The following is a 15,321-nucleotide window of genomic DNA, read 5'->3' on the forward strand; positions in this document are numbered from 1 at the left end:
GGACATCATACTGGCGGACGAGCCTACAGGAAACCTTGATCCTAAGAACTCACTGGATATCATGAACCTCCTTGAGGATATTAACAAGAGAGGAACCACAGTTGTTGTGGTAACCCACAACAAGGATATCGTCAATGAGATGAAGAAGAGAGTTATCACCCTGAAGAAGGGCGTTATAATCAGTGATGAGAAGGAAGGAGGCTACATAGATGAAGATTAGTACATTTTTCTATGTCCTCAGACAGGGCTTTGCGAATATAAGAAGAAACATACTGTTCTCACTTGCATCACTGGGAACCATCATATCATGTCTGTTCCTTTTCGGAATCATATATGCGGTGGTTGTAAACTTCCAGTCAGGTATGCAGGAGCTTGAGAAGACAGTCACCATATCTGTATTCTTCGACGAGGATGCGTCCGATGAGACCATACAGCTCATAGGTGAACAGATAAGAACGGTCGATTATGTTGAGACGATGGATTTCATCTCAGCCGATGAGGCATGGGACAAGTTTGCAGATCAGAACTACGATGATCCACAGGTTGCAAAGAATGCATTTGGCGGAGATAACCCGTTAAAGAATGCTGCGTCATATGAGATCACGCTCAAGGATGTATCAAGACAGCCGGAGTTCGTGGCATTTGCCCAGGGCCTTTCAGGAGTCAGAAAGGTAAAGAGTTCTGACGTGACTGCGGACAGCATCACGACACTGTCATCCCTTGTGGGATATGCATCCATAGGAATAGTTGTGATACTGATGCTGGTATCTATATTCCTTATAAGTAACACGATCACCATAGGTATCACAGTGCGAAAGGAAGAGATAGGGATCATGAAGCTGATCGGTGCGACAAATGTATTTGTAAGAGCACCGTTCATCATAGAGGGTGTGATCATAGGCGCGGTCGGTTCGGCTATACCCCTGGTCCTTCTGTACTACATGTACGATAAGATACTGACATACGTTGCCGGAAGGTTCAAGGTTGTCACAACGCTGTTCGCATTTGTGAGCCAGCAGGATCTGTTCAGGACTATGGTACCGGTCGGACTTGTGCTCGGTATCGGTGTTGGTCTGGTAGGAAGTATTCTTACCACAAGAAAGCACTTGAGAGTGTAGTGTTAAATGCGGTCAGAGCAATGCACAAAAAATTCACAAATTGTTATTACTTTTTTAGGGACAATATGTGTTATAATGCTGATAAGTAGGGCAAAAAGATAATAACATTATGAAATGCGTTTAGGAGGCATGAATGATGAGAATAGATTTATACAAGATAAAGAAGAAAGGTATGCAGGTGGCAGTGGTTACTACCGGAGCACTGCTCATGTCGTTTACATCCATATTTGCGGCTCCTGTGTTCAGCGTGCATGCTGAGGAGACCAAGGAGGAGGTTGAGCAGCAGAAGGAAGAGGCTCAGCAGGCTCAGGAAGAGGCGAATGCAAACGCAGAGAAGTATCAGAAGAAGGTAGACAAGCTTACAGCGGCTGTAAATGAGCTCGATAAGCAGGCCACAGATATAAGCACACAGATCGTGGAGAAGAAGCAGGAGGCTGAGGATCTTCAGAATGAGATAGATGAGACTCAGACAAAGCTTGCAGAGGCTCAGGTCAGTGAGGATAATCAGTATGAGGCGATGAAGAAGAGGATACAGTACCTCTACGAGGAGGGCGATGTTGCTTACATAGATGCACTTATGTCATCGGCTTCATTTGAGGATAGTCTTAACAAGTCTGAGTATGTTGATCAGCTCAGCACATATGACCAGAAGCAGCTCAACAAGCTGGTAAAGACTAAGAATGACATAGCAGAGTATCAGCAGACACTCAAGGATGATCTGGCGGATGTAGAGAAGGTAAAGGCAGACCTGGAGACCAAGCAGGCAGACCTCGACGATGTTATAAGCCAGAAGAATGCGGAGATCAACAAGTACAGTGATGATGTTGAGATGCAGAAAGCTCTTGCGGCTGAATACGCAAAGCAGGAGTCAGAGCTGGATGACAAGTTGGCAGAGCTTGCGCGTCAGGAACAGCAGAGACTTGAGGAGGAGCGTAAGCAGAGAGAAGCAGAACAACAGCAGCAGGATAACAACGGTGGAAGCGATAACTCAGGCAGTGACAGCGACAACAGTGGAAGTAACAATGGCGGTTCAACAACCGGTTCAGGTCGGTTCATATGGCCTGTATCAGGACCTATCACAGACTACTTCGGACCTAGAGAGTCACCGACAGCAGGAGCAAGCTCCAATCATATGGGTATAGATATAGGATGTTCATACGGAGTGCCTATCGCAGCGGCTGATTCAGGTGTTGTAACGGTAGCCGAGTGGGGCGAGAGTGGTGGTAACTACGTTATGATAGATCACGGTAATGGATTTGTGACGATGTACCTTCACAACTCATCACTTGCAGTAAGCGTTGGCGATGTGGTTTCACAGGGACAGACCATTGCGTACGCAGGTTCAACAGGATATTCAACAGGAACACATTGCCACTTCTCAGTATTCCTGAATGGCTCATATGTCAACCCACTTGATTATCTGTAAGATGAGGCTGAGACATGGCACAGGGATATGTGTCATATCATAAGATATTAATATGATCATATATAGAACAGAGAAAAAATGCGTGATTCATGAAATATGGATCACGCATTTTTTATGTTAATAGGGGCGTGGATATGGGCGAAGTACCATATGTTGTGGTGGTGAGAAAATATGTCGAAAACAATAGTTTTTTTAAGAAAAAATAGGATTAGTGTCGGTTGACATAAGTGGTAAAAGTATTTATACTCACACTGGACTGAGTATTTATTTAAGGAGTATATTATGGTTTTTTCGAGCATGGAGTTCTTATTTAGATTCCTGCCTTTATTTTTGCTTATCTATTTTGTGACAAAGCCGAAGTACAGGAATGTTGTACTGCTTTTAGGCAGCCTTGTGTTCTACGCGTATGGCGAACCCATATACGTGTTCTTGATGATGTTTTCTATTATATTTAACTATTCGGTGGCAAGACGAATCAAGCGTTTTTATGATATAGAAGTATATTCGGAGATCGACTGTTCATTTGAGAGAAACTGCTGGCTGGCGGTGGCTATGGTGTTTGATTTTGGAATGTTGTTCATATTCAAATATATCAACTTTTTTATAGAGATAATAAACACTGCAGCGGGAACAAAGATATTTGATAGCGTGGCGATCACACTGCCGCTTGGAATAAGCTTCTATACGTTCCAGATAACATCGTATATATTTGACGTGTACAGGCTCAAGTATCAGGCGGACAAGAGTATAATCAAGTTCGGAACATATGTGAGCATGTTCCCTCAGCTCATAGCCGGCCCTATAGTCAACTACGATGAGGTGAAGCCTGAGCTGGATCACAGAGAGGTCAAGGCGGACGATATAGAGCGCGGTGCGACACTGTTCGTATTGGGACTTGCGTACAAGGTGCTTCTGGCAAATAAGATAGCCAGTCTGTGGAACGATGTGCAGACGGTTGGCCCTTATGGAATAAACACTGTGACCGCATGGCTTGGTTCATGGGGATATTCATTCCAGCTCCTGTTTGATTTCATGGGTTATTCCGTGATGGCAATAGGAATTGGCCTTATACTTGGCTTCAGGATACCGGAGAACTTTGTCGATCCTTATATGGCACATTCCCTCACAGATTTCTGGAGACGCTGGCATGTTACACTCGGACGCTGGTTCAGGGAGTATGTGTACATACCGATGGGCGGCAACCGAAAGGGAAAGCTCAGAATGATACTTGCCATGTTCACTGTGTGGATGTTTACCGGATTGTGGCATGGTGCGGACTGGAATTTCCTGATATGGGGCTTGTTCCTGTTCGTGTTCCTTCTCATGGAGAAGCTGTTCCTTGGCAAGGTATTTGACAAGGTGAAGGTTCTTGGCCATGTGTACATGTTCTTCCTGATACCGATATCATGGACAATATTTAACATATCTGATCTGAAGCTTCTGGGACTGTACCTGAAGAGAATGTTTGGCATGAACATAGAGGGATCAGTCACCACACATGCCATGGACAAGCTGATCATGCTGGGACACACATACTGGTGGCTGCTGCTGATCTGCGTGATCTTCTGTACACCGTGGCCTAGAAAGCTCATAGAGAAATTCTACAAGAACTGGGTATGCAAGCTTATAATGCTCACACTGTTCTGGTTCTGTGTATATCAGATAGCAAAGGGTGGCTCCAATCCATTCCTTTATTTTAGATTTTAGGAGGTGGGCAGATGAAGAAATTATGGCAAATGATAAAAGGCTGTCCACTGTTCTCGATACTCATAATATCCGGCGTGATAGTTACCGCAAGCGGTTATGTGGGAGCTGCGCTTGGCGTGTACAAGTGGGATGTCAGCTTTCATCATCCTATGGCCCAGACTGTGCTGCTTGATGAGAGGGTGGCAACCGGAACTGACGCAACAAGCACGGATGCTCCGGGAAAGAGCGAGCTGACGTCGGAGTCCACGGGCAGTGAGGCTGCAGAGAAGCAGACAACGGAGGTGAAATCCACGGAGAAGCAGACTTCTGAGAATGCATCCACGGAGAAGACAACAGAGAAATCTACAGAGAAAGCGACCACCGAAAAGGCAACTACGGAAAAAGCAACCATAGATACAGGCGGTTCGGCTGCTCCGGTGACAAGACAGACTCAATACAAGAAGGTTAAGAAGAGAAAGGCAAGAAATAGCTGCTACAGAGATCTCACACAGATCGCTCTTGAGACCCAGTACCCATATATAAAGGTTGACAAGTCTTATTTTGACGATGCTCTGTTCATAGGTGATTCCAGAGTGGAAGGACTGGCGTTGTATTCCGGACTGGACAATGCAGAATTCGCATATATGGAGGGCCTTACTTCATTTGGACTGATGGGGGAGAAGATAGCCGCAAATGGAACCAAGACACTCACGGAATTGCTGCAAAGCAAACAATTCAGGAAGATATACATCATGCTTGGTATAAATGAGGCTGGATATGATACGGAGACATACGCATCCACATATATCGATGCAGTGGCCCAGATACAGGCGCTTCAGCCGGACGCAGTGATCTTTATGATGGGCTGCATGCATGTATCCAGCGACTATTCGGCAAGCCACGATATTGTGAACAATGACAATATCGATGACAAGAATGGTGCCATAGCTGCATATGCTGATGGAATAAAGCTTTTCTATCTGGATATGAATACGGTTGTGGACGATGGCAAGGGTGGTCTTGTAAAGGACTATACCTGGGATGACATACATTTGCAGGCGCAGTATTACAGTCTGTGGGAGCAGTATCTGTATGAGCATGGGCTCAAGGATGATGCTTTCAAATAGATAAAGTGCTGCGGGACCTGGCGGCATTTTATCATTATCGGGAGTTGATCAAATGGCAAAAAGACTGGTAATAAAAGATAAATACAAGGGAATCCTGTTCATAACCATGGCAGGGTTCTTTTTCTCACTGATGACATTCTTCGTGAGACTGTCGGGGGATCTTCCGACCATGCAGAAGGCATTTTTCAGAAATGCGGTGGCCGCTGTTGTGGCCATTGCCATGCTCATGAGGACTGAGGAGAAATTCAAGATAAAGAAGAGCAGCTGGCCGGGAATCGCGGCGAGAAGCATATGTGGAACGACGGGGCTTATCTGCAATTTTTATGCAATCGACAAGCTCAACATAGCGGATGCAAATATCCTCAACAAGCTGTCTCCGTTTTTTGCGATCATAGCATCGTACTTTGTGCTCAAGGAGAAGGCAAATAAGATAGAGTGGGCATCCGTGGCATTGGCATTTACAGGTGCTTTGTTCGTTGTGAAGCCTTCGTTTCATATGGATTTTCTGTATGCCATGGTTGGTGTGGCGGGCGGCCTTGGAGCAGGAATCGCCTACACTTACGTGAGAAAGCTCGGCAAACAGGGGGAGCGCGGACCGGTCATAGTCATGTGTTTCTCTGTATTCTCATGTCTGGTGACGCTTCCATTTATCATATTGGACCACGCACCTATGACATGGCAGCAGATTGTGTGCCTGCTCTGTGCCGGACTTGCGGCGGCTGGTGGACAGTTCAGTATAACCGCAGCATACCAGAAGGCTCCGGCCAGGGAGATATCGGTATTTGACTACAGTCAGGTCATATTTGCGGCTATACTGGGATTTGTATTCCTGGATCAGATCCCTGACATGTTGAGCATTATAGGATATGTGATCATCATTGGAAGTGCAGTTTTCAAATGGTGGTACACCATGAGACAGGACCGCACTTAGCATGATCGGCAGGGCTGAGAGTGGCAGTGCCTTGTACAAATACTTGTAGAATAATTGATATATACAAAAAGACGGATGTCAGAAATGGAAAATGGGTAAAAATTTCATTGTCTGATATCCGTCTTTTTTATAAAAGTTATAAAGGAAGGTTTTAGGTGTTGTGACCGGACTTGTGAGGTATCCGGCCTCCCATCTATATAAATTGGATTGTTGTTAGTTTGAGTGACGGCAGATACGCTGGTGCTGCCTGGGCATGTCGCACATCTGCTGTCCTCATCAATCTGTATATATAATAAGATGGTACTGTGTACATTCTGTGTATCGGATGTTAAAGAAATATGTTCATAAAAGAAATAATATATAAAGCGTAAATAAATGTTCTATAAATGGTAAAGCTTCTGAATATAGTGAGTATAAGGTTGTGGGTATAGTTGCTGACATGTTAAAATGAAACACACATATGATCATAATTGGTGGATATATCAGATGACAATATTGGATAGAGCAGCTTTATTATGGAATAGTAAGGGGGATTAATATATGGATAAAGAAAAGGTTATACAGGAGCTTCAGGAGAGAACAGAGGAGATAAAGGAAAAGGCCGGGGAGCTTCATAAGGCGATAGAGGAGACTATATCGCAGAAGAAGCAGATGCATTACACGGAACTGGGCGGACAGGACGGGCAGCCGGATGTGCCGGTTAAGGAAGGATACGGTCTGGTGCTCGGTGGCGGTGGTGGCCGTGGCTCCTATGAGATCGGAGTGTGGAAGGCTCTTGAGGAGTACAGAGATGTGATCGATATAAAGGCGGTATCAGGAAGCTCGGTAGGCGCACTGAATGCGGCATTGTACGCTTGCGGCGATCTGGATAAGGCTACACAGATGTGGTACGACATAACTAACGACAGGATACTGTCTAACAAGGATATAGACGAGGACAACAGGAACAAATGGTTTGAGTCCATCAAGGAGAAGCTCACGACCATAGACAATCCAGTCATACAGAGTGCAATAGAGTGCATAGGACTGGATGCTGTGGCAAAAGGCATGAGGATAAAGGATGGCTTCTTCTCCAGAGAAGGACTTATGGACATACTGGAGAATTCACCAGTACTTGATGGTGTGTCGAACAGTGACATGAGCTGTTATGCTACATGTCTCAATGTGGAGGGCAAGCCTACTCCTGAGAGATTCCAGCTGTCAGGCATGGAACCAGAGGAGATAGAACGTATACTTCTTGCTTCTTCAGCCATACCGGTCATATTCCCTATGGAGACGATAGACAAGACAAAGTATTATGATGGAGGCTTCTTCCTTGGGGGAGATAATGTGCCAATACAGCCTCTCTATGATGAGGGCTACAGAAAATTTGTCGTGGTGCATCTCGATGAGAGGAAGACCGACAGATACGATGATGCAGAGATGATACATATATATCCGTCCATTCCTCTTGGTGGTGCCATAGATGGCATGCTTGACTTTTCGCCTGAAGGTGTTGAGAAGAGGATAACACAGGGATATGACGATGCAAAGGCAGTGCTTGTTGAGAAGTTTGGCCCAAGACTGTTCTTCACCCGCCATGGGCAGACCGTGTGGAATGTGGAAAACAAGATATGTGGAGCCACGGATATTGAACTCACAGAGCTTGGACATCAGCAGGCGGAGCAGCTTGGTGAGATGATAAAGAATGGAGATTATCACATAGATGAGATCCTGTATTCGCCTCTGGTCAGGGCTTCGGAGACGGCAAGACATATATCCGAGATAACAGGAATTCCTATGAGAGCCGAGGAGAGACTCCGTGAGCAGTGCTTTGGCAAATACGAGGGAACAGCCAGAAACGGCGCTATATTCGCCAAGGCGAAGACGCATTTTTTGGATCACTATGAGGGCGGAGAGACCATGGTTCATCTGTGTCAGAGGGTGTACAATCTGTTAGATGAGCTTAAGGCTGAGTCGGAAGATTCCGGGAAGACATATCTTCTGGTTGCCCACAATGGAATATCAAGAATAGTACAGTCGTATTTCAATGATATGACAAATGAGGAATTCGCAGCATTTGGCATAAAGAACTGTGAGATAAGAGAATATAGATTCTGATCGCCACATGTGTGGAATCAGATGTAAAAAAGAGAAAACAGCAGGCAGATCAATATGATGTGAATGTGGTTTTCTCTTTTTTTCTGGGATATCCCTGAATGCTCCTGTAAATGTGTATAAAAGAATAATTGATATTATTTATCACTAATATAGTTGACACAGAGCCTACATATGTGCTAATAAATATATGAACATATAATCATGTGTTTAAATATTGGCGTACGGCATGAGAGCTATGCGATGTGTTTATGGAGAATATAAAATGTGGAAAAGGAGAGAATCATGGGAGACAACAGTTTTTTAAAGATCAGTGGGATAAAGAAAAGCTTCGGTTCAGGGGAGAACCGAACTGAGGTACTTAGAGGAATTGATTTTGAGGTCGCAAAGGGCGAGTTCTGTGTGCTGCTTGGCCCATCGGGGTCTGGCAAGTCAACTCTGCTCAATATCATAGGTGGGATCGACAGCCCGGATTCCGGTTATATCTCCATAGATGGAGAGAAGACAGGGGATATGGATGAGAAGACACTGACCAGATACAGAAGAAAGCATCTCGGTTATGTATTCCAGATGTATAATCTCATACCTAATCTCAATGTAAAGGAGAATGTGGAGGTTGGAGCATACCTTAGCGATAACCCTCTTGATGTGGATGATCTGTTAAAGACTCTGGGGCTTTATGAGCACAGACATAAGCTCCCAAATCAGCTGTCGGGTGGACAGCAGCAGAGGACCTCAATTGGAAGGGCAATCGTGAAGAATCCTGATATACTTCTCTGTGATGAGCCGACAGGTGCCCTTGACTACAACACTTCCAAGGAGATACTTAAGCTCATAGAGGATGTGAACCAGAAGTATGGCAACACAATAATCATGGTCACCCACAATGATGCCATCAAGAATATGGCGGACCGGACTGTGAAGCTCAGGGACGGCATGATAAGACGCAACATTGTAAATGAGAACAAGATATCCGCTGTAGAGCTTGACTGGTAATTGGGCAGACAGGGTAGACGTTCAATAGGAAAGGGGATCTGTTATGAGAAATCCATTGTGGAGAAGAATTCCAAAGGAACTGAAGGGAGAGCTTGGAAAATATATGGTCATATTCCTGTTCATGGTCATAACGACGGGAATGGTGTCGGGCTTCATGGTTGCAGGTGAGAGCATGAAGAAAACCTACGACAATACATTTGACAAATACAACGTGGAGGATGGACATTTTGATCTGTCGGATGAGGCGTCTGACAATATGAAGGACAATATAGAGGATGAGGGCGTGAAGCTCTATGATATGTCGTATTATGAACTGCCTATGAGTAAGATCGGATCAGACTCTGATGGCAATAGTGGTAATGTGGAAGGCAATGCAGAGACAAAAGATGATACGGTGAATTTTGTAAATGATGCTGCAGATGATGGGGGAAGGACACTGAGGATATTCGCACCAAGACACGATGTAAATAAAATGTGCCTGATGGATGGTGAATTTCCTGTAGGAACTGATGAGATCGCCATTGACAGAATGTATGCGGTGAACAACGATATAGAGATCGGTGATGATATAAAAGCGGGTGACAAGGTATACAGCGTGTGCGGATTTGTGGCACTCTCCGACTACAGTACCATGTTCCAGAACAACAATGACACCATGTTTGATGCCACGATATTCGGAATTGCGGTTGTGTCAAATGAGGAATTTGATGATCTCCCGGAGAAAAATAAGACCTGGTCGTATTCATGGATGTACGATGATGGAATGCCGGATGAGGAGAACGATGAGAAAAAGCTGGCGGATGACCTTCTTGAGACTGTGTATACACAGGCGGTCATGAACGGCATTATGGTGGAGAACTACATTCCAAGGTATCAGAACCAGGCGATCAACTTTGCAGGGGATGATATTGGCAGTGATACAAATATGATGAAATGGTTTGAATACATCGTCATAGTTATACTTGCATTTATATTTGCGGTAACCATCAGCAACACTCTGACAAAGGAAGCGTCGGTTATTGGAACATTGAGGGCTTCAGGATATACGAAGGGCGAGCTGCTTATTCACTACATATCACTTCCTGTCATAGTTACATTTATGGCATCAGTGGTGGGAAACGTGCTGGGCTATTCGGTGTTTAAGGATATGGGTGCGCAGCTTTACTATGGAAGCTATTCCCTCACTAAGTATGTGACGTATTGGAATGCCGATGCATTTGTGCTTACCACAGTCATACCTCTTATAATCATGATCGTTGTGAACCTGTTAGTGGTAAATAGCAAATTGAAGCTCTCACCACTGAGGTTCCTGAGGCATGATCTCAGCAGATCAAAGAGAAAGAAGGCGGTGAAGCTGCCTCACTGGAAGTTCATGACAAGGTTCAAGACCCGTGTCATACTTCAGAACATTCCAGGATATGTGGTCATGCTTCTTGGAATTTACTTCGCACAGGTTCTTCTGATGTTCGGACTTATGTTGAATCCTATGCTGAAGCACTATCAGAATGACATATTGGATAATATGGTAGCTGACCACCAGTATGTTCTGGATTCACAGGTGGAGACGGCAAATAATAATGCGGAAACCTACTGTATGAAGACGCTAAGGACGACCGGAGATATAGATGATGAGATCATGGTGTATGGAATACACTCGGACAGTAAATATTTCCCGGTTAAGCTGGACGACGGAGATGTGCTGGTATCTGACAGCTACGCAGACAAATATGAGATAGTTGATGGCGACAAACTTGAGCTCAAGGAGAGCTATACTGATGACACATATGATCTCAAGGTGACGGGGTCTGTGGTGTATCCGGCAGCCCTTGCGGTGTTCGTGACAGAGGGTGATTTCAGAGAAATATTTGACAAGGACGAGGATTACTTCACCGGCTATTTCTCGAATGACAAGCTGACCGATATAGAGGATCATGTAGTGTCAGAGATCACAAAGGATGACATGATAAAGGTGTCCAGACAGCTCACCAAGTCCATGGGAGGTATGTTCTACATAGTGGTTGTATTTTCACTTGTTATGTTCATGCTTCTCGTATATCTGCTCACAAAACTAATAGTGGAGAAGAACACGGTGTCCATATCCATGGTTAAGATACTGGGATATGACACAAAGGAGATCAGTAAGCTGTATCTGTCATCCACAACTGTCATGGTTGCGGTGGTGACGCTGCTCGATATACTGCTCAGTTACCTGTCGATCAAGGTGATATACAGGGCAATGCTGATAGATATGCTAAGCGGATGGATGCCGATATACATGGCGCCATGGATATTCCCACTCATGTTCGTGCTCAGCTTTACCTGCTATCTGGTGATCTCACTGTTGCAGATGAAGAGGATAAAGAAGATTCCTATGGACGAGGCGCTCAAGAATGTGGAGTGATGTGTCAAGCTGTGTTCAGGTATTATATTGAAAAAAAGAGAAAATTTTGTGCTGTAAATCCCCCGAATCCCTGAAAAGGATACATGGATTAGAAGTCGTGTATCTTTTCAGTGGGAATCTGGGAGTTTGAGCACAAAATTTTCTTTTTTTGCTATTTTGTGGGAAATGTTCCCAAAGCTGTCAGGTTGTCGACCCGGACAGGCTCATGCCAGCTAGATGGTTCCTGTGACAGTCACGGTTGCCGTTCCCGGAGTTGTGGTGATGACTCCCGTGGCTGTATTCTGTGTGAATGTTGCCGCTGGAACAGTGATCTGTCCGGCAACTGTTGCGAACTCGCCTGTTGCTTCATTGTAGGTGTAGTTGTCCGGTGCTGTCCATGCCTTTCCATTGTAGGTCACAGTGATTCCGTTGAGAATCGGATTGAAGGTATCTGTGATGATGACGTTGTCACCTGCGGATGCTTCGGTGTTGCCGTAGTTCTCTATAAGGAAGGTGTAAGTGATCTGACCATTCTCTGCAACTATGCTAGGACTCACAGACTTTGTGATGGCGAGATCGGGAGCTGCAACAGGGGAAACCGACTCAGTTGCAGTGACTGCGTTGGTAAGTCCTGCGCCGGTTACTGTAACAGTGTTGGTCACGGAATCCTCATTGCCTCTAGGTGTAAATTCATTTGTTGTTGTCTCATATATAATAGTAGCATTTCCGCCCGCTGGAACGGAGATTCCAGTGAGTGTCAGCGGAGCTGCAGCACCGACAGCCGGAGCGGCTACCAGAGTTCCATTGGTGTAGTATCTGATGGAATCCGGAATATATGTGAGAGGATATACTGTTGTATTTCCCACTGCATATGCTCCCAGATTATCTGTGAGAGACAGACCTGTGAGTGTGGTAGTTCCGGAATTGATGAGACTTATCACATACGTGATCTTATCCGGTGTTCGGTAGGTGTCCACCACAGCCGTCTTGGAGACTGTGAGGACTTCAATGATTTCTCCAGTTATGATATTGGAATTGGTGGATCCTCCGTTGTAGGACAGAGTTGCCTGATTAGTGAATGTTGCCATTACTTTACCTCCGTATTGTGTTGTCAGAGGTTTATATACCTCTGATATAAAATATGTGCTGTGGAGGCTTTGGGTTACAGATATTACTCACCATCTGCGGCACATTTATGTTATACTAAAAGATAACTATGTGGTTTAAAGAGCTGTTTTTATATACAGGAGGAATATAGGTGAGAAGGAAAAGGTGGTCGTACCTGATTGCCTGTGTGGTGCTGGCAGGTGGGCTGGCAGCGCCTGGCACATATACCAAGGTGTACGCGCAGGATTATGAAAATGTAGAATACGTAACCAGTGTGTCAGAGCTTAGAGATTCCATGGACGAAGCTGATGTGGTAAACTCTGCCGATGTGATGGATAGAGGAGCGGATGTCGACGCAGCGGCAATGTACAGCTGTGAGTCAGCCGACATATACAGTCTTCGCAGGATCATATTGTATACAGATGAAGTGCCGGAGACCTATGGCGCGACAACAGTCATCTGTTATGACAAATACGATTACTATGTGCTTGGCTACGATACCGAGGAAGCGACGAAACAGGCATACGAAAAGCTTCAGGAAGAGTACGAGCCTGACAAATGTATGCTTGATCAGGTCATATATTCAGAAGATGTGCTGGCGGATTCGGATTTGGATTCAAATTCGTATGCTGCACAGCGTAACGTTGATGCCATGCTTGCCGCATCGGAGACATATAAGGCTGTAAGCTGGGGCACAAGGTACATGGGAATGGACAGGCTGAAGGCAGAGGTGTCGGAGTACAAGCTGGATGCTAAGGTAAATGTGGCGGTCATAGATACCGGAGTTAATTCCTCGGATACTCTGTTTGAAGGCAGGATAAATGAGGAAGGAAGTATGAACTGCTGCGAGGGCGAAGACCAGAGCGACTACGGAGACAACATGGGACATGGAAGTCATGTGGCGGGTATAATAGCGGATGCGACACCGGACAATGTCCAGCTCACGATCATCAAATGTTTCACAAGCCAGGGAGCAACCACAGTGTCAACGGTACAGCAGGGAATCATGGCTGCGCTTGACAGCGGTGCGGACGTGATCAATATGAGCTTCTGCTTCTATGGTAAAAATGCAAATGACACCACCAGGGCAATGCTTGACGAGCTTCTGAAGAGTGCCAGGGAAAACAATGTGATCATGTGTGTTGCTGCGGGCAATACGAATAGTGCTGTGAACAACTGGGAGATCAGCGACGTGGAAGGTGTGTCATATCCTGCGGACAGCAGTGATGTGATAACAGTGTCGGCACTTATGCAGAAGGCTGGAACGGAGGAGACAGCAGACAGGATCGCTGCAGATACGGTGGAGTTTGACGATGCATATTCCTACTATGGTGATGCAGTGGATTTCTCTGCTCCAGGAACTTATATAACATCGGCGTGGAAGACCGGAACGAATCACGGACATGTCAGTACAGGAACATCCATGGCGGCTCCGCATATATCAGCGGCGGCGGCCTACGTGAAGCTGGCGGAGCCAGAGCTTGACAGTGACCAGTTGAAGAATAGACTTATCTCATATTCCGTGGATCTGGGAACAGCGGGAAAGGATAAATACTACGGTTACGGTTGTCCATACATGGCGGATTATTTTGCTAATACATTTGGCGGAAAACATCCGGAGACAAAGGTCGGAACCTGTGCGGTGGAAAGTCTTGGAAATGCGAAGGATGGACTGAGACTGTCGTGGACTTCGGCGGATAATGCAAGTGGGTATAAGATATACAGGAAAACTGCGACAAGCGCATACAAATGTATAGCTGAGATAAAAGGTTCAGGAGTCAGAACATACACTGACAAGACTGCGGCGGCTGGAATCAGATACAGATATGCGGTGAGGGGCGTGAACGGCACGGCCGAGGGACAGCCGGCGGCTACAAAGGCACTGGTCAGACTTACCCAGCCGAAGTACAACGTGAAGAATGCATATTCCGGCGTGAAGGTATCCTGGAACAAAGTGAAGGGCGCAAGTGGATACAAAATATACCGCAAGGCACCGGGGCAGAACGGATGGAAGCAGTACAAGGTGCTGTCAGCGGGAACGCTCACATTTGTCGATAAAAATGTGTCAGATTACAGGAACTACACATACACTGTAAAGGCGTTCAGGAGTACTGTGGCGAGCTCATATGATATGGCTGGTGTCAGATTGTACAGGATGCCGGGATGCAAGGCGAAAACGGTCAGATCAAATTCCAGAAAGACGGTGGATGTAACATGGAACAAGGTCAGGTATGTCAGCGGATATCAGATCCAGTACAGTACATCGTCGAAATTTGACAGATATAAGGTGGCAACGATAAATAAGTCCACAAAGCTCAGGCGCAGGATAAGCTCCCTGTCCTCAGGAAAATATTATTATGTGAGGATGAGAACCTACAGAAGAGTTGGCGGCAAGACCATTTATGGCGGCTGGAGCAGTGTACAGCGCGTAAAGGTAAAATAGTGAAAGGCAG

The 15,321-nt window shown here is 45.6% G+C and carries 10 protein-coding genes and 2 pseudogenes; 11 read left to right on the forward strand and 1 reads right to left on the reverse strand.

The genetic code is table 11. From position 1 onward, the window contains the following. The 10 genes and pseudogenes from DWX57_RS14455 to DWX57_RS12165 form a co-directional block, all read left to right on the forward strand. Window positions 1–220: pseudogene (locus DWX57_RS14455) on the forward strand (cell division ATP-binding protein FtsE); the annotation flags it as partial. Beyond that, entirely contained in the window at window positions 210–1,118 is a 909-nt protein-coding gene (gene ftsX / locus DWX57_RS12130; protein ID WP_015533677.1) for a permease-like cell division protein FtsX, read from the forward strand. The pseudogene DWX57_RS14455 and the gene ftsX, both read left to right, overlap by 11 nt. Window positions 1,119–1,251: 133 nt before the next feature. Next, window positions 1,252–2,544, forward strand: coding sequence for a murein hydrolase activator EnvC family protein (locus DWX57_RS12135; RefSeq protein WP_242992703.1), 1,293 nt, complete (start codon window positions 1,252–1,254; stop codon window positions 2,542–2,544). 282 nt (window positions 2,545–2,826) lie between these two features. Then, a complete protein-coding gene (locus DWX57_RS12140) occupies window positions 2,827–4,251 on the forward strand; it encodes an MBOAT family O-acyltransferase (RefSeq protein ID WP_119998135.1) in 1,425 nt (474 codons plus the stop codon). 11 nt (window positions 4,252–4,262) lie between these two features. Next, window positions 4,263–5,357: a GDSL-type esterase/lipase family protein gene (locus DWX57_RS12145; RefSeq protein ID WP_120124431.1), complete on the forward strand. Its 1,095-nt coding sequence runs from the start codon at window positions 4,263–4,265 to the stop codon at window positions 5,355–5,357. A gap of 52 nt (window positions 5,358–5,409) precedes the next feature. Beyond that, a complete protein-coding gene (locus tag DWX57_RS12150; protein ID WP_120124434.1) occupies window positions 5,410–6,288 on the forward strand; it encodes a DMT family transporter in 879 nt (292 codons plus the stop codon). 651 nt (window positions 6,289–6,939) lie between these two features. Continuing rightward, window positions 6,940–7,623, forward strand: a pseudogene (locus tag DWX57_RS14740) (patatin-like phospholipase family protein); the annotation flags it as partial. A 201-nt stretch (window positions 7,624–7,824) separates the two neighbouring features. After that, a complete protein-coding gene (locus DWX57_RS14745) occupies window positions 7,825–8,388 on the forward strand; it encodes a histidine phosphatase family protein (RefSeq protein ID WP_334290611.1) in 564 nt (187 codons plus the stop codon). 282 nt (window positions 8,389–8,670) lie between these two features. Continuing rightward, window positions 8,671–9,381 (forward strand): ABC transporter ATP-binding protein, encoded by a 711-nt coding sequence (locus DWX57_RS12160; protein ID WP_117551058.1) that lies wholly within the window; start codon window positions 8,671–8,673, stop codon window positions 9,379–9,381. A 43-nt stretch (window positions 9,382–9,424) separates the two neighbouring features. Next, window positions 9,425–11,782 carry an ABC transporter permease gene (locus tag DWX57_RS12165; RefSeq protein WP_120124436.1) on the forward strand — a complete coding sequence of 786 codons (2,358 nt, stop codon included), beginning with the start codon at window positions 9,425–9,427 and terminating at the stop codon, window positions 11,780–11,782. A gap of 212 nt (window positions 11,783–11,994) precedes the next feature. On the opposite strand, the gene DWX57_RS12170 is transcribed toward DWX57_RS12165, so the two are convergent. Beyond that, a complete protein-coding gene (locus DWX57_RS12170) occupies window positions 11,995–12,849 on the reverse strand; it encodes a hypothetical protein (protein ID WP_120124438.1) in 855 nt (284 codons plus the stop codon). A gap of 170 nt (window positions 12,850–13,019) precedes the next feature. Between DWX57_RS12170 and DWX57_RS12175 the strand changes: the two genes are divergently transcribed. Then, complete coding sequence (locus tag DWX57_RS12175; RefSeq protein ID WP_120124440.1) at window positions 13,020–15,311, forward strand: S8 family serine peptidase; 2,292 nt, start codon at window positions 13,020–13,022, stop codon at window positions 15,309–15,311. Window positions 15,312–15,321 lie beyond the last annotated feature (10 nt).

Source organism: Coprococcus sp. AF19-8AC (assembly GCF_003603115.1).
Taxonomy (GTDB): domain Bacteria; phylum Bacillota; class Clostridia; order Lachnospirales; family Lachnospiraceae; genus Coprococcus; species Coprococcus aceti.